This window comes from Micromonospora sp. WMMD714 (assembly GCF_029581315.1).
GTDB lineage: Bacteria > Actinomycetota > Actinomycetes > Mycobacteriales > Micromonosporaceae > Micromonospora > Micromonospora rifamycinica.
The window spans coordinates 4,702,641-4,727,253 of sequence record NZ_CP120744.1 but is presented as its reverse complement, the minus strand read 5'-3'; the positions used below and the strand labels follow the sequence as shown (position 1 = coordinate 4,727,253).

The following is a 24,613-nucleotide window of genomic DNA, read 5'->3' as shown; positions in this document are numbered from 1 at the left end:
ATCGGCGCCGGTCGGCAGCCTCCGCGCGAACGCCGAGACCCCCCGGGTCTCCGTCCGGCGGCAGGCAGCCGTCGTGACCGGCCGTCCACCGTCGCCCGACTGTCGACGACCGACCCTCCCGTTTCGCACCCCGCCCGACGGCGGGCGCTGGCGCGCGCCGTCGGTCCGTCTCGCACCCCAGGAAAGGTGGCCCGAGATGTCCCGTTCCGCGCTCCCCCGCCGGTGGCGGCGGTTACCCGCCGCGACGGCTGCCGGTGTGGCGATGCTGCTGCTCGCCGGCCCGGCGACCGCCGGCACCGCCGCCCCGCCCGACCGGGAGGCCGACGCCCCGGTCGTGCTCGAACGCTCCGCCGACGAGCAGGCCGACGTGGTGGAGGTGACGGTCGACGGCACCGCCCAGCTCGACGCGCTGGTCGCCACCGGGGTCGACCTCGACCACCACGTCACGCCCACCGGGGCGGGCATCGTGGTGCACGCCGTGGTCACCCCGACCGAGGTCGCCGCGCTGAAGCGGATGGGCTACCGGGTCGGCGCGGTGCTGCACGACGCGGCCGACTCCGCGCAGCGGATCAGCGAGCGGGACGCGACGATCGCCGCCCACCGGGCCGAGAACCGGGCGTACACGGCGACCCTGGAACGCAGCGCCGCCGCCTCCGACGTGAAGATCATCCGGGCCGACTACTACACCTCCGGCACCAACCAGGTGCTCTCGGTCGAGGCCAAGTGGGCCCAGGGGCAGACCTCCACCAGCACGCTGACCGTGGCCCGGGACAGCGGCCCCGGCACCGAGATCGGCTCCGGCGGCACCCAGAGCATCAGCCGGTTCGTCGACGCCGGGGTCTACCTCTACCACCGGGGCGCCGCCGCCGTCACCGCCCGGCCGCAGCGCATCCAGATCACCAGCCCCACCGGAGACGTGGCGGTCGCCGAGGTGAAGGAGTGGCTGCCCATCCCGGCCGACAGCCCGGAGGGGCCGGGCTACCAGAAGGACTTCGTCACCAGCTACCTCACCCCGACCGAGCTGTACGACCGGATCAAGCGGCTGGCCGACGCGTACCCGCAGCTCGCCGAGGTGGTGAAGCTGCCGTACCAGACCAACGGGTACCGGCGTAAGGCGCAGGTGGTGCTCGGCGGGACCGCCGCCACCCGGGTCGCGGTGGACTCGCTCGCCTGGGGACACGAGGGCGGCAACGACGTCACCGTCGAGCTGGTCGACCCGGGCGCGGCCGACCGGCCGCTCGCGGTCACGGTGACCGGCAAGGCCATCCGGGTCAGCCTGGCCACCGACGCCGCCGGCACGGTGACCAGCACCGCGGCCCAGGTCGCCGCGGCGCTGACCGCCGAGGCGGGGGCGCTGGTCACCGCGTACACCTATCGGGGTGACGCCGGTGCCGGCGTGGTCGCGCCGGTCGCGCCGACGCCGCTGTCGGACAACCTGAAGGCCCCGGCCGGGGTCTCCCGCGACCCGCACCCGGTGTACGCCATCCGGATCGGCAAGTACCGCGACGGCTCCCGTACCGGGGTGCTGGCCTACGCCCAGGAACACGCCCGGGAGTGGGTACCGCCGCTGGTGACCATCGAGACCGCCGAGCGGCTGCTGCGCAACCACGCCACCGACGAGAACACCAAGCAGCTGCTGCGCACCCTGGACATCTGGATCGTCCCGTCGATCAACCCGGACGGCGGGCACTACTCGTTCTACGACTACGCCTCGCAGCGGCGCAACATGACCAACCACTGTGCCCCGGGTGGCGCGACCGACGCGCTGGCCCGTAACTCGTGGGGGGTGGACAACAACCGCAACTACACCGAGTACAGCCTCTTCGACGGCTACTCGGGGGCGTCGGCGAGCTGCACCGGCGACACCTACGCCGGGCCGAGCGAGCTGTCCGAGCCGGAGAACCGCAACGTCGACTGGCTGGCCCAGCGGCCGAACATGAAGTTCTCGATGAACCTGCACTCCTCCGGCAACTACTTCATGTGGTCGCCGGGCGCGTACGCCACCCCGGGCCGGATCTCCGCGCCCCGGCCGACGCTGGCCGAGGAGTCGTTCTTCTGGGGCGCGTCGTCGCGGATCCTCACCGCGATCAAGCGGCACCGCAACATGGCGGTCACCCCGGCCCGGACCGGCCCGATCTCCGACGTGCTGTACTCGGCGGCCGGCAACTCCGGGGACATGCTCTGGTACAGGTACAGCATCTACGCGTGGAACTTCGAGGTCGGCACCAGCTTCCAACCCACCTGGGACGAGGCGCACCAGGAGACCATGGAGTTCAGCAACGGCCTGGTCGAGCTGCTCCGGGTGGCCCGGGACTACGACAAGGACAAGAAGCGGCCGACCAGCACCCTGGCGGTCACGCCGAGCCCGACCGAGGGCACGGTCAGCGTCCGGTTCGACGTCAGCGAGCCGGCCGCGGTGTTCTACACCCTCGACGGCTCCCGGCCCACCTTCGGGTCCACCCTGTACGCCTCGGCGGGCATCCGGGAGGGGGCCGAGACGCTGACCGTCCCGGTCGGCACCAGGGTCCACTGGTTCTCGGTGGACGCCGCCGGCAACATCGAACGTAACTACCGGCCGGACGACGACGAGAGCAAGACGTTCAACCGGGGCTGGGCGACGCCGCCCACCGGCTGAGGTCCGGGTACGCCAGCGGGGGTCCGCGCCGCCGGACCCCCGCTGGCCGCCCGGTTCAGTCCTCGGCCCGCCACCGGTAGAACTCGGTGGCCACCGCGTCCACCGGGCTGCCCCAGGTGTCCGGGTCGAACGGGCTGATGTACGGGCTGAGATCGTCCATGATCTTGCTGAAGGCCGGCTGGTCGTGCTGTTCCTCGACAGCGCCGTCGAACTCCTCGCCGACGCGCTCCAGCACGTGCAGATAGACGTCGTCGATCGAGTAGAGCCACCGCCCGGTGACCCCCATCAGGGTGGGCAGCGGGCCGGCGTCGGACTCGGCGAAGATCTGCGCCACGGTGGGTTCCGCGCCGGGTTTGATCCGGGCGACGATGACCGTCCGGCTCGGCTCGGCCGCACCGGCCGGCGGCTCGACCGCCCTGGCCGGCGTCCAGGAGTAGAACTCCTTCGCCACCGAGTCCGACGGGTTCTGCCAGTCCCTCGGGTAGGGCGTCACGTACGGGCCGATCTTCTCGGCGATCTGCTGGAAGGCGGGCAGGCCCCGGGTCTGCCCGGTCACCTTCGGGTCGGCGTTCCGTTCGATCAGGTGGATGTAGAGGCCGTGGAAGGACAGCAGGGTCCGCCCGACCACGCCCAGGTCCTGCGGCCGGGTGGTCCGGTCGTAGTACCCGAACACGTCGGCGACGGTCTGCTCACTGCCCGGCACCATGCGACAGACGATCACGTTGCGGAAGGTCATCGAAGCTCCTCGGAGATCAGGCGGTAGGGGTCGGCTCGGTGGGGCGGGGGCGACGGGCCGGCGGGGCCGGCACCGGCGGGGCCGAGGCGACGAACCGGACCGGCAGCTCCAGCAGGCCCCGGAACGGTGACGCCGCCGGCAACCGGCGCAGCTCGTCGACCGGCACCGCGAGGCGCAGCCCGGGGAGCCGGCGCAGCAGCACCGCCAGCGCGATCTGGGCCTCCATCCGGGCCAGCGAGACCCCGAGGCAGTAGTGCACGCCGTGGCCGAAGCCCAGGTGCGGCCCCCGGACCCGCCGCAGGTCCAGCCGGTCCGGGTCGACGAAGTGCGCCGGGTCGTGGTTGGCCGCGTTGAGCGCCACCCCGACGATCGACCCGGCCGGGATGTGCACCCCCCGGTACTCGACGTCCTCGGTGGCGACCCGGGGGCTGGCCACCGGCAGCGGGCCGTCGAAGCGCAGCAGCTCCTCGATCGCCGAGGGCAGCAGCTCGGGGGTGTCCCGCAGCAGGTCGAGCTGGTCGGGATGGGTCAGCAGGGCCACCGTCGCGTTGCCCAGGAAGTCGGCGGTGGTCTGGTGCCCGGCGAACAGCAGCAGGAACGTGGTGGTGACCAGCTCCGCCTCGGACAGGCTGCCGTCCTGGTCACAGGCGTCGATCAGCGCGCTGACCAGGTCGTCGGCCGGCTCGGCACGCTTGGCTGCCACCAGCCCTGCCAGGTAGTGGTGCAGCCGTACCTGCGCCTCGCCCACGGCCGCCCGCTCCTGCGCCGGGGGCCGCCGTGACGACCCGGAGGTCCGGATCACCTGGGTCCAGTCGAGGACCTGACCCTGGTCGGCCCGGGGCACCCCGAGCAGCTCGCAGATCACCACCATCGGCAGCGGGATCGCGAAGTCGTGCATCAGCTCGGCCCGCCCCTGGGCGACGAAGCCGTCGATCAGGTCGTCGACGATCTGCCGCACCCGGGGCCGCAGCGCCTCGATCCGGCGCGGCGCGAACGCCTGCGACACCAACCGGCGCAGCCGGGTGTGCTCCGGCGGGTCGGCGTTGAGCATGTTCCGGTTCAACGCCTCCGAGTTCGGGCCGAAGATCTGCAGGTAGTGCTGGCCGGGGCCGTAGAGGTCCTTGGACAGTCGCGGGTCGGTCAGCGCCGCCCGCGCGTCGTCGAACCGGGTGAGCAGGTACGAGTCGAACCGGGGCGAGCTGACCGGGCAGACCGGCGCGTCCGCGCGGAGCCGGGCGAGAGCGGGGTAGGGGTCGGCGGCGAACTGGTCGGTGTAGAGCTGCGACGCGGGCAGCGGCTCGGTCATCGCGCCTCCCCGGGCACCCGGGGCATGCTGTGCAGCACCTGGTAGGTGTGCCGTTCGGCGGATTCCCGCAGCTCACGTACCACCCGCAGCAGCCGGTCGCGGTGTTCGCTGCGCCCGAAGGCGTCCAACCGTTCCCGGTCCGCCCAGTCACTGATGATCAGATAGCTGCGCGGGTCGTCGGCGTCGCGGACCAGATCCTGCCGCAGGCACCCGTCGAGCCGCCGGATCTGCTCCGCCGCCGAGAGCCACTCCGCCTCGAACCGCTCCGCGCAGCCCTCCCGGGTACGCATCGCGAGCACCGTACGCACCGCCGTCATCGCGCACCGCCGAACACCAGGTGCAGGTTCTTGCGCAGCGCGTCGGCGTCGACCGGCTGGCTGCGGAAGCCGACGTGCCCGTCCGGGCGGATCAGGTACAGCGCGGTGCCGGCCACCCCGTACCGGGCGCGGAACTCACCCCCGGCGTCGCGTACCACCGGTGGCGCGGGCAGCCCCGGTTCCCCGGCGTCCGGACTGAGCAGCAGGTAGACGTCGACCTCGCCCCGGGTCGCGGCGCGGACGTCGGCGCAGAGCCCCGGTACGGCGGCCACCGCCGCCGGCTCGGCGGAGGCGTCCGCGTAGACCAGCAGGGTGTGCCGGGTGCCCCCGGTCAGGTCGCGCAGCCGCAGCGGATGCCCGACCCCCCGCCGGGTCAGGCCGCCCAGGTCGGGGGCGCGGTCACCGGGGCGGGGGCCGTCACGCAACGCGTCGGGATCGGTCACGCACTCGCCGACCAGCGGGCTGTCGGCGTAGCTGAGCAGCAGGGACATCTCCTGGAGGAACTGCCGTTCCAGGTCGGCGCGGTCCAACTCGTCGGTGAACGCCAGCCGTACCGCCCGGCCGACGATCTCCTCCCCCTCCGGGCGGCGTTCGGCCTCGTAGCTGTCCAGCAGCCCGGGGGCGGCGAGCCCGCGCACCGCCAGCGCCACCTTCCAGGCCAGGTTCCAGGCGTCCTGGATGCCGGTGTTCATCCCCTGCCCCCCGGCCGGCGGGTGCAGGTGCGCGGCGTCACCGGCCACGAAGACCCGGCCGTGGCCGTACCGGTCGACGATGCCGTGGCTGATCCGGAACACCGACGACCAGCGCAGGTTCGCCGCCCGGGTGCCCGGTGGGGCGAGCCGGTCCAGGGCCGCCTGCACGTCGTCGAGGGTAGGTTCGGCCAACTCCTCGCTGAACCCGGGCGGGGCGTCCCGGCCGCCGGTCTGGGCGAAGAACCGGGGCGGGGCGAGGGTCGCGATCCGGTACCGGCCCTCCCCCCGCAGGGGTACGCAGACCAGCATGCCGTCCATCCGGCCGTCGGTCTCGTGCAGGAAGCGCAGCAGATGCCCGTCGGGCATGTCCCAGTTCACGTCGACGTCGGCGAGCATGAACAGCTGCGGGAAACGGCCCAGCCCACCCGAGAACGTCAACCCGAGCAGCTCCCGGACCCGGCTGTGCGCCCCGTCCGCGCCGATCAGGTACTTCGCCCGAATCGTCTGCGTGCTGCCGTCCGCGCCGGTGAGGGTGGCCAGCACGCCGTCCACGCCCTGGGTGAAGCCGGTCAGCTCCGCACCGCGCTGCGGCCGGACGCCGAGGGTGGCCAGCCGTTCGGTGAGCAGGCGCTCGGTCTCGTACTGGGGCAGGCCGAGGTGCGCGTACGGCAGTCCCGGCAGCTCCCAGCTCATCCGGTGGGTCTGCGTGCCGTTGACGAACACCACGTTGCCGGTGAGCCAGATCCCGGCGTCCATCGCCTCCCGGGCGATGCCCTGCTCCGCCCAGATCTCCATGGTGCGGCAGTGCACCCCGATCGCCTTGTCCGCCTGGGCGGGCGGCACGGCCAGCTTCTCGACCAGCCGGCAGTCGATGCCGCGCCGGGCCAGCTCGACGGCGGCGGTCAGCCCGGTCGGCCCCGCCCCGACGATGAGTACGTCCGTTGTCGTGTGCACGTCGGTCTCCCTACCGGTACTGGCTGCCCGGTCGGCGCCGGGATGAGCCGCGAGGTGGAACAGTCGGCGGCGGAAGTCGAGCAGGAACGGCGCGATCGGCCCGGCCTCCTCCCGCGCGTGGGCCGGGTTGGCGACCCAGCGGTGGAACTCCGCCGCGGTCCGCCACTCGGCGAAGATGTGGTGGACGTCGGTGCCGGGCTCGCGGAGCAGTTCCTCGCGCAGGTAGCCGGGAACGCCGGCCATCCGGGCGGTCACCTCGGCGTGGCCCCGCCGGAACTCGGCGAGCCGGGTGGCCGGCACGGTGACCTCCACGTCCACCAGGATCGTCGGGTGCCCGCCCGGCTCGTCGCGCATCACCCGCTGGTCGTCGGCGGTGCCCGGCAGGCACCGGTCGCGCAGGGCGTCGGCGAGGCGGGCCGCCACCGGGCCGTTCTCGTAGCCGAGCAGGGCGGCGTCGTCGGCCCATTCGGTGGCGACCACGAAGGTGCGCGGGTCGTTCGCGTCCAGGAACAGCTCCCGCCGCAGGTTGCCGGGGAGCGCGCCGATCTGTCCCGCGGCCGTCCGCCAGGCCGCCCGGATCTCCTGTTCGGCGCCGGGACGCGCGCGGATCCGGAGCATCGTCCTGATCATGGGGTCTCCCTTGACGGCCTGCCCGTGACGGGGGTCCGCGACCACCGGCACCCGGCGCGTCGTCGTTCGACCCTGTCGCAGTGCGCGTCACCGCGCCGTCACCACCGGGCTCTCCCCGGCCACCCCGCGTTGACGCCGCCGCGACGACCCACCCGTCCCCGGCCGCCCGGCCCCGGCACGACACGCACACGGCTCAGCCACGGCGGACGCCGCCGGATGCGCGGCTCAACCACGGCGGACGGCGCTGGACGCGCGGCTCAGCGGCGGCGGACGGCGCTGCCCGGACGACTCAGCGGCGGCGGACGGCGCCGCCCGGACGACTCAGCGGCGGCGGTTGCCGCTGCTCGCGCGGACGACGAGGACCGGCTCGACCTGGGGCCGGGGCGTGCTCGCGCCGGTGCCGTCGAGGAGTTCCAGCAGCGCGGCCACGCACCGGCGGCCGACCTCGTCGAAGTCCTGCCGCACGGTGGTCAGCGGCGGGGAGAGGTACTCGGCCTCGGGGATGTCGTCGAAACCGACCACGCTGACGTCCTCGGGGATCCGGGCGCCCCGCTGGTGCAGGGCGCGCAGCAGGCCGAGCGCCTGGTGGTCGTTGGCGCAGAACACCGCGGTCACGTCCGGGCGGGCGGCGAGCGCCTGGCCCAGCTCGTAACCGGCCCGGGGGCTCCAGTCGCCCACGATGACCGGCGGAACCCGGCGGCCCGCCTGCTCCAGGGTCTGCCGCCACCCGTCGACCCGGTCCCGGGCCTCCAGCCAGTCCCGGGGGCCGGCGATGTGCCACACCGTCTCGTGCCCGAGGTCGAGCAGGTGCCGGACCGCCAGCCGGGCGCCGGCCACCTGGTCGACGGAGATGCTGGGCAGTTCACCGCGCTCCCCGCTGGCCTCCACCACCACCGCCGGTACGCCGGTGGGCAGGCCGTGCACGGCGACCGACGCCGTCATCATCGGGGTGATGGCGACGACGCCGGCCACCGACTGCTCGGTCAACGCGTCGATGGCGGACCGCATCCCGCTGCGGTCCAGCTGTTCCAGGGTGACGATGCTGATGCCGTACCCGGCGGCGCGGGCGGCCCGTTCGATGCCCAGCAGGGTGGCCGCCGGACCGAACAGAATGGTGTCGAAGCTGACCACACCGATGACCCGGGAGCGCCGACCGGCCAACCCCCGGGCCAGGGCGTTGGGCCGGTAGTTGAGCTGGTGCACGGCACGCAGCACCCGCTCCCGGGTCTCCGGCCGGACGCTCGGATGGTTGTTGAGCACCCGGGACACGGTCTGGTGCGACACCCCGGCGAGTTGCGCGACGTCGCTCATCACCGCGGCGCGGTCGCGCCGCTGCTGGCCCATGGCGGCTCAGAAACCCCGGGCCAGGCGGTAGTAGGCCTGGTTCCAACGGAGTTCGTCGGCCAGCCGCCGGGGGGTCGTGTCGGCGTCGATGACGACCAGTTCGGTGCTGACCATCTCGGCGAGGTCGTGCAGCTCCTCGACCCCGACGGCCTGGGACAGCACCGTGTGGTGCGGGGCACCGGCGGTGAGCCAGGCCTCCGCCGAGGCGGCGAGGTCGGGCCGGGGCCGCCACACCGCCCGCGCCACCGGCAGCTTCGGCAGCGGGTACGGCGGGGCCACCACGTCGATCTCGTTGGCGACCAGCCGGAACCGCTCCCCCATGTCGGCCAGGCCGAGCACCACCGCCGGGCCGGGCTGGGCGTCGAAGACCATCCGGACCGGGTCCTCCCGCCCGCCGATGCCCAGCGGGTGGATCTCGACGTTCGGGGTGGCCGCCGCGATGGTCGGGCAGACCTCCAGCATGTGCGCCCCGAGCACCAGTTCCCGGCCGGGGGTGAGGTCGTAGGTGTAGTCCTCCATGAACGAGGTGCCGCCGGTGGTGCCGACGGACATCGACTTGAGCGTGCGGACCAGCACCGAGGTCTTCCAGTCGCCCTCGCCGCCGAAGCCGTAACCGTCGGCCATCAGCCGCTGCACCGCGAGACCGGGCAGCTGCCGCAGCCCGCCCAGGTCCTCGAAGTTGGTGGTGAAGGCACGGAACCCGCCGGCCTCGAGGAAGTCCCGCAGACCCGCCTCGATCCGGGCGGCGTAGCGCAGCGACTCGTGCCGGTCGCCGCCGGAGCGCAGCGCGGGGACCAGCCGGTAGCTGTCGTCGTACTCCTTGACCAGCTCGTCGATGCGGGCGTCGGCGACCGCGTCGACGGCGTCGACCAGGTCGTTGACGCCGTAGGTGTTGACCGAGACGCCGAAGCGCAGCTCGGCCTCGACCTTGTCCCCCTCGGTCACCGCGACGTCGCGCATGTTGTCGCCGAACCGGGCCAGTCGCAGCGACCGCATCTCGGCGTGCCCGATCGCGGCCCGGGTCCAGGCGCCGATCCGGGCGGCGACCCGGGGGTCGCTGACGTGCCCGGCGACGGTCTTGCGGGCGACACCGAGCCGGGTCTGGACGTACCCGAACTCCCGGTCGCCGTGGGCGGCCTGGTTGAGGTTCATGAAGTCCATGTCGATCTCGGACCAGGGCAGTTCCACGTTGGCCTGGGTGTGCAGGTGCAGCAGCGGGGTCCGCAGCGCGTCCAGCCCGGAGATCCACATCTTGGCCGGGGAGAACGTGTGCATCCAGGCGATCACCCCGACCGCGCCCTGTACGGCGGCGTCGCGGCAGACGGCCAGGATCTCGGCGCTGGAGGTGAGCACCGGCTTCCAGACCACCCGGGCCGGGACGGCCGGGTCGGCGTCGAGCCGTTCGGCGATCCGCCGGGACTGCTCGGCCACCTGGCGCAGGGTCTCCGGGCCGTACAGGCCCTGACTGCCGGTGAGGAACCAGACCTCGGCGACCGGTGATGGGTTGGTCATGGGCGTTGCCTTCCGGTGGGGCTGGCGAGGGTCACTTGGTGCGGATGCCGACGAGGCGTTGGAGCAGGATGAACACGAACAGCAGGCCACCGATGACGATCTTGGTCCACCACGAGTTGAGGGTGCCGTCGAAGGTGATCAACGTCTGGATGATGCTGAGCACCAGCACCCCGAGCAGGGTGCCGAAGACGTAACCGGACCCGCCGGTGAGCAGGGTGCCGCCGATGACGACCGCCGCGATCACGTCCAGCTCCATGCCCACCGCGATCAGCGGGGCACCGGACAGGGTGTAGAAGGAGAGCAGGATCCCACCGATCGCCGAGCAGAGCCCGCTGATGGTGTAGACCGCGATCTTCGTACGCCCCACCGGCAGGCCCATCAGCAGCGCGGACTGCTGGTTGCCGCCGATGGCGTACACGTTGCGGCCGAGCCGGGTGTACGCCAGCACGGCGGCCGCCACGGCCACCACCGCGACGGCGATCAACGCGCCGACCGAGACGAAGTTCTCGCCCAGGTGGATGCGGTGCTGGGCGGCGCTGGTCCAGAACCCGTCGGTGATCGGGATCGAGGTGGTGCTGATCCAGGTGCACACGCCCCGGGCGAAGAACATCCCGGCCAGCGTGACGATGAAGGGTTGGATGTCGAAGAAGTGGATCACGCAGCCCATCGCGAACCCGAGGGCCGGGCCGAGCAGCAGCGCGATCACCAGCACCAGGGCGGGGTGCAGGCCGTCGCCCAGCAACGAGGCGGACACCATAGCGGTCATCGCCACCACCGACCCGACCGACAGGTCGATGCCGCCGGTGAGGATCACGAAGGTCATCCCGACCGCGACGACCAGTAGGAAGCCGTTGTCGATGAAGACGTTGAAGACGACCTGGATGTTGGAGAACGCGCGGTACTGGGAGACGCCGATGGCGTACATCACCAGCAGCAGCGCCGCGGTGGCGAGCACCGGCACGTGCCGGGGTGGCACCCGCCACCAGGCACGGCCCGGACGGGCGGCCAACGGGGTCGTGGTCATGCCGGAACCTGCTCCTTCTCTGTGCCGACCGGCTCCAAAGGAGTCACCGGGGCGCTGCGCCGACGGCGGAACCGGGCCCGGAAGGCCGGGGCCTGGATGAGGCAGACCACGATCACCACGACCGCCTTGAACAGCAGTGAGGTCTGCGGGTCGATGTTCATGGCGTACACCGAGGTGGTCAGGGTCTGGATGAGCAGCGCGCCGACCACGGTGCCGCCGAGGTAGAACCGGCCACCGGCCAGCGCGGTGCCGCCGATCACCACGGCCAGGATGGCGTCCAGCTCGACCCAGAGGCCGACCGCGTTGCCGTCGGCGCTGGAGACGTTGGCCGTCATCATGAACCCGGCGATGGCCGCGCAGGCGGCGCTCACCACGTACACCAGGAAGGTGATCCGCCGGGAGCGGATGCCGGCCAGCCGGCTCGCCTCGGCGTTCCCGCCGACCGACTCGATGATCATGCCGAGCGCGGTACGCCGGGTCAGCACCGCCACCAGGACGGTCACCGCGAGCGCGATGACGATGGCGAACGGCAGGGTCAGCAGGTGCCCCACCCCGATCACCTTGTACGGCCCGCTGTTGATGGTGATGATCTGCCCCTCGGCGATCAACTGGGCCAGCCCGCGACCCGCCACCATCAGGATCAACGTGGCGATGATCGGTTGGATGCCGATCCCGGCGACGAGGATGCCGTTCCACGCGCCGAGCACCAGGGCGACCCCGAAGCCGAGCGCCACCGCGGTGAGCACCACGCCCAGGCTGTTCTGGTCGGGCTGCTTGCTGATGTAGAGGCAGGCCACCGCGCCGGCGACCGCCGCCACCGCGCCCACCGACAGGTCGATGCCGCCGGTGGCGATCACCAGGGACATCCCCAGGGCGACCAGGATCAGCGGGGCGCTGAGCCGGACGATGTCGACCAGGCTGCCGTAGAGGTGGCCGTTCTTCAGCTCGATCGACAGGAAGCTCGGCCGGTAGACGGCGTTCGCCACCAGTAGCAGCACCAGCACCACGAGCGGCCAGAACAGCCGGTGGCTGGTGACGCCCGCGACGCGGGCACGTACGGTGCTCATGCCGGCACCGACCCTTCCTGGGAGCTGCCGCTGGCGATGACCTGCATGACGCGGGCGGCATCGAGGGTGTCGTCGTTGGTGAGTTCGGTGACCAGCTGCCGGTCGCGCATCACGGCGACCTTGTGGCTGAGCCGGAGCACCTCCTCCAGCTCGGCGGAGATGAACAGCACCGCCATCCCGCCGTCGGAGAGCTGCGCCACCAGGCGCTGGATCTCGGTCTTGGCACCGATGTCGATGCCCCGGGTCGGTTCGTCGAGGATCAGCAGCCGCGGTTCGGTGATCAGCCACCGGGCCAGCAGCACCTTCTGCTGGTTGCCGCCGGACAGGTTGCGCACCGGCATCTCCGGATCGGCCGGCCGGATGCTCAACGCCTTGATCCAGTGCTGGACCAGTTCGTCCTGCCGGCGGCGGGGCACCGGCCGCAGCCAGCCCCGGGCCGCCTGCATGGCCAGGATGATGTTCTCCCGCACCGACAGCTCGCCGACCAGACCCTCGGTGCGGCGGTTCTCGGAGCAGAACGCGATGTCCCGGTCGATGGCGGCCACCGGGTTGCGGATCGTCACCGGGCTGCCGTCGACGGCGAGCCGGCCGGCGTCGGCGCGGTCCGCGCCGAAGAACAACCGGGCCACCTCGGTACGCCCCGAGCCGAGCAGCCCGGCCAGGCCGACCACCTCGCCCTGGTGGATGGTGAGGCTGAACGGCGCGACGGAACCGGACCGGCCGAGGCCGTCGGCCGCCACCAGCGGAGTGCCCGACTCGATGGCCGCCCGGTCGTCGCCGCTGGTGGCCTCGTCGAGGCGTTCCAGGGCGTCCAGCTCCTTGCCGATCATCTTCTCCACCAGCGCGATCTGCGGCAGCTCGCTGGTCAGGTACTCGCCGACGAGCCGGCCGTTGCGCAGCACGGTGATCCGGTCGGCGATCGCGTACACCTGGTCGAGGAAGTGGGTGACGAAGATGATCGCGATGCCGTCGTCGCGCAGCTGCCGCATGATCCGCATCAGCTGGGCCACCTCGTCGGCGTCCAGGCTGGAGGTGGGCTCGTCGAGGATCAGCACCCGGGCGCGGATGTCGACCGCGCGGGCGATGGCCACCATCTGCTGGACGGCCAGCGAGTAGTTGCCGAGGAGTTCGGTGACGTCGATGTGCAGGTCGATGCGGGCCAGCAGCTCCTGTGCCCGACGACGCATCTCGCGCCAGTTGACCGCGCCGAGCCGGCGCGGCTCCCGGCCGATGTAGATGTTCTCCGCCACCGACAGGTTGGGCAGGAGGTTGACCTCCTGGTAGACGGTGCTCACCCCGGCGGCGGTGGCCTGCATCGGGCCGGAGAAGGACACCTCGTCGCCGTCGAGGGTGATGGTGCCGGAATCGGTGCCGTAGACGCCGGTCAGCACTTTGATGAGGGTGGACTTCCCGGCGCCGTTCTCGCCCATCAGGGCGTGCACCTCACCGGGGAAGAGCCGGAGGTCGACGCCGTCGAGGGCACGGACCCCGGGGAAGATCTTGCTGATCGCGGTCATCGTCAGGACCGGATGCCTATCCGACATCCCACCGAACCTTTCCTCGGAAGCGGAGGCCGCCGCGCCGAACGCGGCGGCCTCCCGGTCGGATCAGTACTTCCGGTTGGGCAGCGCGGTCTTCGCCTGCTCCTGGGTGAAGGTGGTCTCCTCGGTCTCGACCCGGGCCGGGACCTCCTCGCCGGCCTTGACCTTCTTGGCCAGGTCCATCAGCTGCGGGCCGAGCAGCGGGCTGCACTCCGCGATGAAGTTGAACTTCCCGTCGGCCAGCGCCTGCATGCCGTCCTTGACCGCGTCGATGGTGATGATGGTGATGTCCTTGCCGGGCGTCTTGCCCGCCGCGGTGATCGCCTCCAGCGCGCCCAGGCCCATGTCGTCGTTGTGCGCGAAGAGCACGTCGATCTTCGGGTTGGCCTTGAGGAACTGCTCCATGACCTGCTTGCCGCCGGCCCGGGTGAAGTCACCGCTCTGGGAGGCGACGACCTTCAGGTTGGGGTTGGCGGCGATCGCCTCGGCGAAGCCCTTCTTGCGGTCGTTGGCCGGGGCCGAACCGGTGGTGCCCTGCAGCTCCACGATGTTCACCGGGCCGGTCGCGGCCGACTTCTCCTTGACCAGCCACTCGCCGGCGAGCTTGCCCTCCTTGACGAAGTCCGAGCCGATGAAGGTCTTGTAGAGGCTCTTGTCGGCGGAGTCCACGGCCCGGTCGGTGAGGATGACCGGGATCTTGGCGTCCTTGGCCTCCTTGAGCACGGTGTCCCAACCCGACTCCACCACCGGCGAGAAGGCGATCACGTCGACCTTCTGCTGGATGAAGTTGCGGATCGCCTTGATCTGGTTCTCCTGCTTGCCCTGCGCGTCGTCGAACTTCAGCTCGTAGCCGGCCTCGGCGGCCGACTCCTTGATCGAGTTGGTGTTCGCCGTGCGCCAGCCACTCTCCGCGCCGACCTGCGAGAAGCCGATGACGAGCTTGCTGTTGCCGCCGCCGCTGCTGCCGCCGTCGCCGTCGCCGCCGGTGTCGCTGTTGCCGCAGCCGGCGAGTCCGCCGGCCAGCAGGCCGACGGCGAGCATCGCGCCGAGGCCGCGTCGAGTGAGGGTGATGCCGGTCTTCGCCATGTTGAAGACTCCTTGACGGGGATGAGGTGGGGGATGGTGCTACTGCGGGGAGGACCGGCCGGCGCGGCACGCCGGGCAGACCGGACCTTCCAGGGGTGGTGCATCGGGTTGCGGTGGATCAACCGGACCGCGGGGGCGGGCCGGTGGCGGGTACGGGTCGGGGGGTTACCTCCCCGGCTGCCCGTAGACGTTCTGGTAGCGGTCGTAGAGTGAGTCGATGTCGGCCTGGGCCATCGGCACCGGGGTGCCGAGCGTCCGGGCCAGGTGGGCGGTGCGGGCCACGTCCTCGCACATCACGGCGGCCTTCACCGCCGCGCGGGCGTCCCGGCCGATGGTGAAGACGCCGTGGTTGCGCATCAGCACGGCCGGCGAGCGGTGCCCGGACAGCGTCGCCACGATGCCCTTGCCGATGTCGTCGCCGCCGATGAGCGCGAACGGACCGACCGGGATCTCGCCGCCGAACTCGTCGGCCTGGGCGGTGAGGTGGCAGGGGATCGCCTCGCCGCAGGCGGCCCAGGCGGTGGCGTACCCGCTGTGGGTGTGCACCACCCCGCCGACCTCGGGCATCGCCCGGTAGACGTAGGCGTGGGCGGCGGTGTCGCTGGATGGTGAGAGGTCGCCCTCCACCACCACCCCGTCCAGGTCGCAGACGATCATGTTGTCGGCCCGCAGGTCGTCGTAGGACACCCCGCTCGGCTTGATCACCATCAGCTCCCGGCCGGGCACCCGGGCCGAGACGTTGCCGGCCGTCCAGGCGACCAGGTTGTAGCGCACCAGCTCGCCGTGCAGGGTGGCCACCTGCTCGCGCAGCCGGGCCACCTCGGCGTCGAGGTCGAGGGTCATGCCGGCACCTCCAGGGGGTCGGTGGTCGTCTCGGCCGCCGGCGCGTCGGCCGGACGGCGGGCGGCGTTGCGGATCGCCCGCAGCCGCAGCAGCACGTCGTCGCCGCCCCGGCCGAAGTGGTCGTGCAGCCGGCGGTACTCGGCGTAGAGCGCGTCGTAGGCGTCGGCGCGCTCCGGGTCGGGGCGGTAGACCTCGCGGTCCACCCGGCCCATCGCCGCCGAGGCGGTCGGCACGTCGGGGTACGCGCCGGCCGCGACCGCCGCGTGGATCGCCGAGCCCAGGGCCGGGCCCTGCGCCGAGCCGATGATGCCCAGCGGGCGCCGCGTCACATCGGCGTAGATCTGCATCAGCAGGCTGTTGCCGGTGAGCCCGCCGGCCACGATCAGCTCGTCGACCGGGACGCCGGCCTCGGCGAACGCCTCGATGATCATGCGGGTGCCGTAGGCGGTGGACTCCAGCAGCGCGCGGTAGACGTCCGGCGGCCGGGTGGCCAGGGTGAGCCCGACGAGCACCCCGCTGAGGTCGTGGTTGACCAGCAGCGACCGGTTGCCGTTCCACCAGTCCAGCGCCACCAGGCCGTGCGCGCCGACCGGCTGCGCCGCGGCGGCCTCGGTCAGCGCCTCGTGCGAGTCGAAGCCGGCGGGGGCGGCGTGCTTGACGTACCAGCCGAAGATGTCGCCGACGCCGCTCTGGCCGGCCTCGTAGCCCCAGGAGCCGGCGCTGATCCCGCCGTCGACCACGCCGCACATGCCGGCCACCTCGGCCCGCTCGGTACCGTTGACCACGTGGCAGGTGGAGGTGCCCATGATGGCGACCAGCCGGCCGGGGGTCAGCGCCTGCGCGGCGGCGGCGGTGACGTGGGCGTCCACGTTGCCGACGGCGACCGCGATCCCCTCGGGCAGCCCGGTCCAGGCGGCGGCCTGCGCGGTCAGCCCGCCGGCCCGCGCACCCAGCTGCGCCAGCGGCCCGTCGATCTTGGCGACGAAGTCGGCGAAGCCCGGGTTCAGCGCCGCCAGGTAGGCCGCGGACGGGTAGTGACCGTCCTGGAGCTGCCCCTTGTAGCCGGCGGTGCAGACGTTGCGGGTCTCGACGCCGCAGAGCTGCCAGACGATCCAGTCGGCGGCCTCGATCCAGCGCTCGGCGCGGGCGTAGACCTCCGGATCCTCCTCCAGCAGTTGCAGCCCCTTGGCGTACTGCCACTCGGCGGAGATCTTGCCGCCGTAGCGGCCGATCCAGGACTCGCCCCGGGCGTGGGCCAGCGCGTTGATCCGGTCGGCCTGCGGCTGGGCGGCGTGGTGCTTCCACAGCTTCACCCAGGCGTGCGGGCGGGTACGCAGGTCGGGCAGCTCGCACAGCGGGGTGCCGTCGGCCAGGGTGGGCAGCACGGTGCAGGCGGTGAAGTCGATGCCGACGGCCACCACCTGGGCCGGGTCGACGCCGCTCGCGGCCAGCGCGGCGGGCACCGCCTGCCGCAGCACCTCGCGGTAGTCGTCCGGGTCCTGCAACGCCCAGTCGGCCGGCAGTGCCCGACCGTCGACGGCGAGCGTCGTGTCCATCACCCCGTGGCGGTACTCGTGCACCGCCGTGCCCAGCTCGGCGCCGTCGCCGACCCGCACCACCAGCGCCCGACCCGACAGCGTGCCGTAGTCGACGCCGACGACGTACCGGTCCTGCGGCTTCGCGCCTGCATCCATGCCGTTCTCCGTTCAATCGTTGGGGGCAAGTGTTAGCGCTCACATGGAATCCGTCAAGGCGCATCCGTGTAACACTGCCGTAACCATCTTCGGCAGCCCTGCCACTGGGTCCATACGCACCGCTCCGACCAGCCGTCGAATGATCGGCATACGTCGAATCAGGTGAGCGGTCACATCCGATCGGCCAGGCCGACCCTTGACACGCCTCGGCGGACGGTTCCAGACTTCGGGGCGACCGCGCGACGGGCCGGAGACCGGGCCGGACGGTCGACCGCCGGCGTCACCGGCGTCGACGCCGCCCACCGGCCGCCCGCGCGGGACGGACCACGGCCTTCGTCCGCGCGAGGCGGACCGGACGGCCTTCGTCGCCATCCGAGGGAGGCCGTGTGCGGATCGTCGACGCCCGGGTCATCGTGACCTGCCCGGGCCGCAACTTCGTGACCCTGAAGATCGTCACCGACGAGGGGGTCACCGGCGTCGGCGACGCCACCCTCAACGGCCGGGAGCTGGCCGTCGCGTCGTACCTGCGCGACCACGTGGTGCCGCTGCTGATCGGGCGGGATCCGGCCCGGATCGAGGACACCTGGCAGTACCTCTACCAGGGGGCCTACTGGCGGCGCGGACCGGTGACGATGAGCGCGATCGCCGCCGTGGACACCGCGCTGTGGGACATCAAGGGCAAGGTCGCCGGCCTGCCCGTCTACCAGCTGCTCGGCGGCCGGTCCCGGGACGGGGTCACCGTCTACGGGCACGCCAACGGCGAGACCGTCGAGGACGTGCTGGTCGAGGTCGCCCGCTACGTCGACCTCGGCTACCGGGCGGTGCGGGTGCAGTGCGGCGTGCCCGGCCTGCCGAAGACCTACGGGGTCAGCGCCGACAAGCTGTTCTACGAGCCGGCCGACGCCGCCCTGCCCAGCGAGGCCACCTGGTCCACCCCGCGGTACCTGGCCCACGTGCCGACCGTCTTCGCCCGGGTACGCGACGAGTTCGGCCCGACCCTGCGGCTGCTGCACGACGTGCACCACCGGCTCAGCCCGATCGAGGCGGCCCGGCTCGGCAAGAGCCTGGAACCGTACGCGCTGACCTGGATGGAGGACCCGGTCCCCGCCGAGCTGCCGGAGGGCTTCCGGCTGATCCGGCAGCACACCACCACCCCGGTCGCCGTCGGCGAGGTGTTCAACACCGTCTGGGACGCCGCCCAGCTCATCCGGGAACAGCTCATCGACTACATCCGGACCACCGTCGTGCACGCCGGCGGCATCACCCACCTGCGGCGCATCTTCGACCTCGCGGCGCTGCACCACGTGCGCAGCGGCTCGCACGGGGCCACCGACCTCTCCCCCGTCTGCATGGCCGCCGCCCTGCACCTCGACCTCGCCATCCCCAACTTCGGCCTCCAGGAGTACATGCGGCACACCGAGGCCACCGACGAGGTCTTCCCGCACGGCTACCACTACGCCGACGGCTACCTGCACCCGGCCGAGACCCCCGGCCTCGGGGTGGACATCGACGAAGAGGCGGCGGCCCGCTACCCGTACGCCCCGGCGTACCTGCCGGTCAACCGGCTGGAGGACGGCACCGTCCACCCCTGGTGAGCCGGGACGTCACCGGGCCGCCGACGGTCGGCTGACCCGGAGGTGGGCTGCCCGCCGACCCGCTCAGCGCAGCTCCTTGACCCGGATCAGGTTGCCCGCCGGGTCGCGGAAGGCGCAGTCGCGCACCCCGTACGGCTGGTCGATCGGCTCCTGGACGACCTCGGCGGCGCCGGCCTGCACCCGCTCGAAGGTGCCGTCCAGGTCGGGGGTGGCCAGCATCAGCCAGCCGTAGGTGCCCTTGGCCATCATCTCGGCGATGGTGCGGCGTTCCTCGTCGGTGACGCCCGGGTCGACCGCCGGCGGGGCCAGCAGGACCGACGTGCCGGGCTGGCCGGGCGGGCCGACCGTGATCCAGCGCATCCGCCCCGACCCGACGTCGTTGCGGACCTCGAAGCCGAGCACGTCACGGTAGAAGGCCAGCGAGGCGTCCGGGTCCTCGTGCGGCAGGACACAGGTGTCGATGGTGAGATCCATGCCGTCACGCTAGGTGAGAATCGCCGCCGGTGCTTCTCGATTCCTGACCGGACGCGCCACCTGTCTGGTCAGGCACGGCGGAAGGTGCGCCGACCGCTGCGCGGCCAGCGCCCGGTAGCTGCTCGGCGGCATGCCCACCAGCTCGGTGAAGCGGGTGCTGAAGGTGCCCAGCGACGCGCAGCCGACCGCGAGACAGACCTCGGTGACGCTCAGGTCACCCTGGCGCAGCAGCGCCATCGCCCGCTCGATCCGCCGGGTCATCAGGTAGGAGTACGGTGACTCACCGTAGGCGCGGCGGAACTGCCGGCTCAGGTGCCCGGCCGACATGTGCGCCCCCCGGGCGAGCGCCTCGACGTCCAGCGGGCGGGCGTACTCCCGGTCGATCCGGTCCCGGACCCGGCGCAGCCGGGCCAGGTCACGCAACCGCTGCTCGGACGCCGCTCTGCTGCTCACCCCGCGATCGTGCCACGTCCCACCGACACCGCCGGCCCGACCCGCCCCGACCCGGGACGGGCGGGACGGGCAAGGACAGGCGGGGACGGGGGCCACCCGACGGCCCGCCCGACGCCGCCGAGCGGCCGCTGCGGCAGCCGGGACGGCGGGCGGCCGGTCGCCGCCGGTCAGTAGATGCGGCGGCCCCGGGCGTCGGGCACCCCGGACTTGCGGAAGAAGTACGTGTTGATCTGGTCCCGCCACTCGATCGCGCAGCGTAGCTGCTCGTCGAGACGCTCGGCGACCCGGTCGTGCACCCCCTGGTCGACCAGCCCGGCCAGCCGACCCCAGCGGTCCCGCATCGCCCCCACCTGCTCCACCCCGGCGAAGTGGGTGTCGTAGATGTGCTGGATCACCGTGACGCCGCTGTGCAGGACATGGCCGTACGGGACGTGGTGGAAGAAGAGCAGCAGCTCGTCCGGGCAGCGCTCGGGTGACTCGTACACCTGGGACCAGGGCGGCGGGTACTGGCCGGTGAAACCGGTGCCGGTCGCCCGGGTCCGGTCCACCCCCACGCCGTCCCGGTCGGCGTAGTGGTAGGTGCCCCACCGGCTGTACTCGTAGCCGTCCACGCCGGGGCCGTAGTGGCCGTCCGGATCCACCATGAAGCCGACCCCCAACGGGGCGGTGTACCGCTCGTAGGTGCGCCAGGAGTCGTCCAGCACCGCGTGCAGCGTCTGGCGCACCAGGGCCGGGTCACCGACCGTCGGGGCGGGAAAGGTCAGATCGATCCACTCGTCGAGGACGGCTGCGGGACCGAGGTACGGATCCCAGGCCAGCCGCCCGAAGGCGTACAGGTTGGCCTGGGCCAGCGGGTGCCCGCACCAGAACGGGTCGTCACCCACGTTGGCCACCGCGACCAGGTCGCCGTCGCGGCGGGGCTCCGGGCCGGGCCCGCCCGCCAGCACGTCGGCGACGGTCCGCTCCGGCGGCCCCCACGGCCGGAAGGCGAGCACCTCGCTCCACAGCGGGGCGAGGTAGCAGGCGTGCCACTGCTGGCCGGTGTACTCCTGGGTCACCTGCAACTCCACCGCCAACCGGGTGGCCGGCATGGCCGCGATCACCGGCGACACCGGCTCCCGGGGCTGGAAGTCCACCGGGCCGTACTTCACCTGGAGGACCACGTTGTCGGCGAACCGCCCGTCCAGCGGGGCGAAGTGGTCGTACGCGGCGCGGGCCCGGTCGATGGAGCGGTCCCGCCAGTCCCGCCGGTGGTCGTAGACGAACGCCCGCCAGTGCACCACTCCCCCGTGCCGGGCCAGTGCCCCGGCGAGCAGGTTCGCCCCGTCGGCGTGGTCCCGCCCGTAGGTGGCCGGGCCGGGCTGCCCCTCCGAGTCGGCCTTCACCAGGTACCCACCGAAGTCGGGGATCCGGGCGTAGACCCGCCGGGTGGTCTCGTCCCACCAGTCCCGCACCCGGTCGTCGAGGGGGTCGGCGGTGGGCAGGCCACCGAGGACCACGGGGGCGGCGAAGGTCACCGACAGGTGCACCCGGATGCCGTACGGCCGCAGCAGGTCGGCGAGGTCGGCCACGTCGTCGAGCCGGTCGGTGAGCAGCCGCGCCTCGGTGGCGTGCACGTTGACGTTGTTCACCGAGATCGCGTTGACCCCGGTGGCCGCCAGCAGCCGCCCGTACGCCCGCAGCCGGTCCCGGTCGCCGTTGGGGCCGCCGTCGTGCCAGAAGATCGAACCGCCCGCGTAACCCCGCTCCACCTGCCCCATGTCCGGGTGCACCGCCACGTTGTCCCAGTGGTCGAGCATCCGGCGGCGCAGTGCCGGCCGGTGCGCCCGCGCCGGCCGGTCCCCGGTGAACGCGGCCTCGCCGAGCCGGACCAGGTGGAACAGCCCGTACAGCAGCCCGGCCGGCGCGTCGGCCAGCACCACCGTCACCCCGTCGACCCGGGTCGACAGGAACCCCTCGTCGCCGAGCGGCCCGTCGTCCCCGGCCGGGGCCGCCGCCGCGCCGGGCGGCACCGCCGGTGGCAGCGGGTGCGGACCGCGCAGGGCGAGCACCAGGTCGACGGGGCCGGCCGCCGGCTCCCCCTCCGGGCGCGGCGGCGCGGCACCGTGCTCCGGCGCAGCACCGTGCTCCGGCCCGGCGGCCGACGACGGACCGGCAGCGGACCGGTCCACCCGGCCGCCGTGCCCGGCGCAGGCCCGCGCCACCTCGGCGAAGACCGTGTCGACGAGCAGACCCGCGCCGTGCACCAGGACCCGGCGTGTCCCGAGCGGCCGGAACACCTCCGGTGGCAGCCAGGCGGCGTGTGGGGTCGGGTCCGCGCCGGTCGTCGACGCGGTCTCGTCAGCCGGTCCACCCGCAGCGGCGTGCTGGGCGGTGACGGGCAGGCTCATCCGGTGAATTCCTTCCGCACAATGTCGATCATCGGGGTGCAGATCCGCAGGTACGCGAGGGCGAACGGCCCGGCCAGCAGCACCGGCACCACCTCGGAGACGCCCACGGTGAGCGCCCCGGCGGCGGCCAGCAACAGCAGGGTGCCGACGGTGACGCCGGGGGTACGGACCAGGAAGTACCGCGCCAGCCGCAGCACGTCCCGGGTGCGGAAGGCGAACAGCGCGGCGATCACCAGGGCGTTCCCGCCGACCAGCGCGACGCCGACCCCGACGCCGACCAGCGGCACCGCCCAGCCGGCCGGGACGGCCGCGGCGGACAGGTAGCTGAGATTGACCCCGATGACGGTCAGCCACAGCAGCACCGGCACCCAGATCCACAGCGTCTGCGGCAGGTTGGCCCGGTAGCCCTGCCGGAACCAGGCGGCGGGCCGCAGATCGGTCAGGTCGGGGCGCTGATGGTACAGGGCGTACAGGGCGGCGGAGAGCGCCGGGCCGACCGGGAGCAGACAGACCGCGACCAGTGGCAGGTTGCTGGCGTCGGGGCGGAGCAGGAGCAGTGGGACCAGGCCGGGCAGGACGGCGAGGATCAGCAGCAGCCCGACGACGAGCACCGTGTAGACCGAGGCGGCGGCCCGGGACAACGGCCCGTCGCCGACCTCCCGCCAGGGCTGCGCGCTCACGGCCGTCCGTCCCGGCCGGTCGGCGCGGTCGCCGGGGGCGGCTCGCCGAGCAGGCGGGCCGCGTCCCACCACGGCGGCGTCTCGTCGCGCACCACGGCCAGCTCGACCAGGGTGACCTCGTGCCGGGTCAGGGTCAGGTCGAGATCGACCCGACCCGCGACGACCGGCAGGGCCCGGTGCGAGCGGACCGGCTCGGCGGCCTCCCGCAGCGCGTCGAGCTGACCGGGGCGCGGCGACCGGGGGCGGCCCATCTCGGACCAGGCGGCCCAGGCGTTGCCGGCCTCCTCGCTGACCGACGAGCGGAGCAGGAAGGCCGAGGTGACCTCCGGCGCGGTCGCCGCCGGGGCGGGGTCCACCGGCACCGACAGGGCCAACGGGTGCCGCTCGGGTACCGGTGCGCGGCCGGTCACGTCCACCGGCGCCCAGGCCAGGATGGCGACCCGGCCGTCGGGGTGCCGGGTGACCAGGTGGTCCGGCCCACGGGCCAGCACCTCGTCGCCGAGCCGGGCCACGAAGGCGTACAGGTGGTAGGTGGGTTTCTTGATCTGGCGGTGGGTGAGCAGGCCGAACCCGCCGTGGAACAGCGCGGTCGGCACCCCCGTCTCCTCGAACACGTCGCTGAACGTCCAGTACGAGAAGGAGTCGACCAGGTCGCCGCCGGCCGCCAGCACCGGGGCGAGGTACGCGGCGTGGAAGGCGGTGTCGTGGATCGGGTTGTCCGGCCGGTAGGACGAGTTGAACTCGGTGATGTGCACCGGCAGGTCCGCCAGCGCGGTGCCGTACAGGTGCCGGCGGGGCGCGGCGAACTGCTCCAGCAGCGCCGACGCCGGGGTCAGCGTCTGGTGGGTGCCGAAGGGCACGTGCTGGGCCGGGCCGGAGGTGTACGCGTGCCGGCTGACGAAGTCGACCGGCACGTCGCGCGCGGTGACGAACTCGGCGAACGGTTCCCACCAGTCGTCCGCGCCGGGCGAGATGGCCGGGCCGCCGACCTGCAACCCGGCGTCGACCTCCTTGACCGCGTGCGCGGTGACCTCGTAGAGGCGGTGGTAGGCGGCCCGGTCCGCGCCCTGCCAGAAGTCGGTCAGGTTCGGCTCGTTCCACACCTCGATCGGCCAGCCGCGCACCTCGTCCAGGCCGTACCGGTCGACCAGGTGGGCCACCGTGGCACGGACCAGGTCGGCCCACTCCGACCAGCTGCGGGGCGGGGTGACGTTGCCCTGCCACCAGAACACCGTCTGCTCGCCGGAGGCCAGCGCCTCGGGCATGAAGCCCAGCTCCACGAAGGGCCGGATGCCCAGCCCGAGGTAGGCGTCGACGACCTGGTCGACGTAGGTGAAGGAGTGGTGCACCCGGCGCTCGCCCCCGTACTGGTAGGGGCGGTGGACCCCCACCCCGTCACTGAGCAGTCCGTGGCCGCGGATGTGCCGGAAGCCGATGTCCTGTTGGATCAGGGCCAGCGAGTCCTGGTAGTCGCGGCGCAGGGCCAGCTCGAAGCGGCCGGTGCCGACGCACTGCCGCCAGGCGTCGGTGAGCCGCCCCACGGGGTGGGCCGGAACGGTGGTCCGCATCGTCGTCGTCCTCCGGGAGTCGCCGGGTCGGTGACCGGTCCGGCCGGGGCACCACGCCCCGGCCGGACCGGA

Annotated in this window: 19 protein-coding genes; 2 read left to right on the top strand and 17 right to left on the bottom strand. The window is 72.8% G+C overall.

What is annotated here, in order from left to right:
• Nucleotides 1-196 precede the first annotated feature (196 nt).
• Nucleotides 197-2,635, top strand: coding sequence for a M14 family metallopeptidase (locus O7625_RS20115; RefSeq protein ID WP_282340568.1), 2,439 nt, complete (start codon nucleotides 197-199; stop codon nucleotides 2,633-2,635).
• A 55-nt stretch (nucleotides 2,636-2,690) separates the two neighbouring features.
• On the opposite strand, the gene O7625_RS30295 is transcribed toward O7625_RS20115, so the two are convergent.
• The 12 genes from O7625_RS30295 to araB all read right to left on the bottom strand — a co-directional run bounded on the left by O7625_RS30295 (nucleotide 2,691) and on the right by araB (nucleotide 17,381).
• Nucleotides 2,691-3,371 carry a TcmI family type II polyketide cyclase gene (locus tag O7625_RS30295; protein ID WP_348773959.1) on the bottom strand — a complete coding sequence of 227 codons (681 nt, stop codon included), beginning with the start codon at nucleotides 3,369-3,371 and terminating at the stop codon, nucleotides 2,691-2,693.
• A gap of 16 nt (nucleotides 3,372-3,387) precedes the next feature.
• Nucleotides 3,388-4,677, bottom strand: coding sequence for a cytochrome P450 (locus tag O7625_RS20100; RefSeq protein ID WP_282340566.1), 1,290 nt, complete (start codon nucleotides 4,675-4,677; stop codon nucleotides 3,388-3,390).
• On the bottom strand, nucleotides 4,674-4,994 hold the full coding sequence (locus O7625_RS20095) for an antibiotic biosynthesis monooxygenase family protein (protein ID WP_282340564.1): 321 nt from the start codon (nucleotides 4,992-4,994) through the stop codon (nucleotides 4,674-4,676). Before O7625_RS20095 ends, O7625_RS20100 begins: the two co-directional genes overlap by 4 nt.
• Complete coding sequence (locus O7625_RS20090; RefSeq protein ID WP_282340563.1) at nucleotides 4,991-7,270, bottom strand: FAD-dependent monooxygenase; 2,280 nt, start codon at nucleotides 7,268-7,270, stop codon at nucleotides 4,991-4,993. The genes O7625_RS20095 and O7625_RS20090 overlap by 4 nt, the downstream gene beginning before the upstream one ends.
• Nucleotides 7,271-7,591: 321 nt before the next feature.
• The gene (locus O7625_RS20085) at nucleotides 7,592-8,614 is read right to left on the bottom strand and encodes a LacI family DNA-binding transcriptional regulator (RefSeq protein ID WP_067305744.1); all 1,023 of its coding nucleotides are present in this window, start codon (nucleotides 8,612-8,614) and stop codon (nucleotides 7,592-7,594) included.
• A gap of 6 nt (nucleotides 8,615-8,620) precedes the next feature.
• Nucleotides 8,621-10,126 (bottom strand): L-arabinose isomerase, encoded by a 1,506-nt coding sequence (gene araA / locus O7625_RS20080; RefSeq protein WP_282340560.1) that lies wholly within the window; start codon nucleotides 10,124-10,126, stop codon nucleotides 8,621-8,623.
• Between the two features lie 31 nt (nucleotides 10,127-10,157).
• Nucleotides 10,158-11,150, bottom strand: a complete 993-nt coding sequence (yjfF, locus tag O7625_RS20075) for a galactofuranose ABC transporter, permease protein YjfF (protein WP_067305750.1) — start codon at nucleotides 11,148-11,150, stop codon at nucleotides 10,158-10,160.
• Nucleotides 11,147-12,217 (bottom strand): ABC transporter permease, encoded by a 1,071-nt coding sequence (locus O7625_RS20070; protein WP_282340558.1) that lies wholly within the window; start codon nucleotides 12,215-12,217, stop codon nucleotides 11,147-11,149. Before O7625_RS20070 ends, yjfF begins: the two co-directional genes overlap by 4 nt.
• A complete protein-coding gene (locus O7625_RS20065) occupies nucleotides 12,214-13,761 on the bottom strand; it encodes a sugar ABC transporter ATP-binding protein (RefSeq protein WP_067305756.1) in 1,548 nt (515 codons plus the stop codon). Before O7625_RS20065 ends, O7625_RS20070 begins: the two co-directional genes overlap by 4 nt.
• Nucleotides 13,762-13,824: 63 nt before the next feature.
• The gene (locus O7625_RS20060) at nucleotides 13,825-14,844 is read right to left on the bottom strand and encodes an ABC transporter substrate-binding protein (RefSeq protein WP_282340554.1); all 1,020 of its coding nucleotides are present in this window, start codon (nucleotides 14,842-14,844) and stop codon (nucleotides 13,825-13,827) included.
• Nucleotides 14,845-15,009: 165 nt separating this feature from the next.
• Nucleotides 15,010-15,687 carry an L-ribulose-5-phosphate 4-epimerase gene (locus O7625_RS20055; RefSeq protein ID WP_067305763.1) on the bottom strand — a complete coding sequence of 226 codons (678 nt, stop codon included), beginning with the start codon at nucleotides 15,685-15,687 and terminating at the stop codon, nucleotides 15,010-15,012.
• Complete coding sequence (gene araB / locus O7625_RS20050; RefSeq protein WP_282340550.1) at nucleotides 15,684-17,381, bottom strand: ribulokinase; 1,698 nt, start codon at nucleotides 17,379-17,381, stop codon at nucleotides 15,684-15,686. Before araB ends, O7625_RS20055 begins: the two co-directional genes overlap by 4 nt.
• Nucleotides 17,382-17,767: 386 nt before the next feature.
• Between araB and manD the strand changes: the two genes are divergently transcribed.
• Nucleotides 17,768-18,976 (top strand): D-mannonate dehydratase ManD, encoded by a 1,209-nt coding sequence (gene manD, locus O7625_RS20045; protein ID WP_282340548.1) that lies wholly within the window; start codon nucleotides 17,768-17,770, stop codon nucleotides 18,974-18,976.
• A gap of 63 nt (nucleotides 18,977-19,039) precedes the next feature.
• On the opposite strand, the gene O7625_RS20040 is transcribed toward manD, so the two are convergent.
• The 5 genes from O7625_RS20040 to O7625_RS20020 form a co-directional block, all read right to left on the bottom strand.
• Complete coding sequence (locus O7625_RS20040) at nucleotides 19,040-19,450, bottom strand: VOC family protein (protein ID WP_067305773.1); 411 nt, start codon at nucleotides 19,448-19,450, stop codon at nucleotides 19,040-19,042.
• Between the two features lie 9 nt (nucleotides 19,451-19,459).
• Nucleotides 19,460-19,903: a helix-turn-helix transcriptional regulator gene (locus O7625_RS20035; RefSeq protein ID WP_282340544.1), complete on the bottom strand. Its 444-nt coding sequence runs from the start codon at nucleotides 19,901-19,903 to the stop codon at nucleotides 19,460-19,462.
• A gap of 167 nt (nucleotides 19,904-20,070) precedes the next feature.
• The gene (locus tag O7625_RS20030) at nucleotides 20,071-22,293 is read right to left on the bottom strand and encodes an alpha-glucuronidase (protein WP_282340543.1); all 2,223 of its coding nucleotides are present in this window, start codon (nucleotides 22,291-22,293) and stop codon (nucleotides 20,071-20,073) included.
• Entirely contained in the window at nucleotides 22,290-22,973 is a 684-nt protein-coding gene (locus tag O7625_RS20025) for a hypothetical protein (RefSeq protein ID WP_282340541.1), read from the bottom strand. Before O7625_RS20025 ends, O7625_RS20030 begins: the two co-directional genes overlap by 4 nt.
• Nucleotides 22,970-24,541 carry a xylan 1,4-beta-xylosidase gene (locus O7625_RS20020; protein WP_282340539.1) on the bottom strand — a complete coding sequence of 524 codons (1,572 nt, stop codon included), beginning with the start codon at nucleotides 24,539-24,541 and terminating at the stop codon, nucleotides 22,970-22,972. The genes O7625_RS20025 and O7625_RS20020 overlap by 4 nt, the downstream gene beginning before the upstream one ends.
• Nucleotides 24,542-24,613 lie beyond the last annotated feature (72 nt).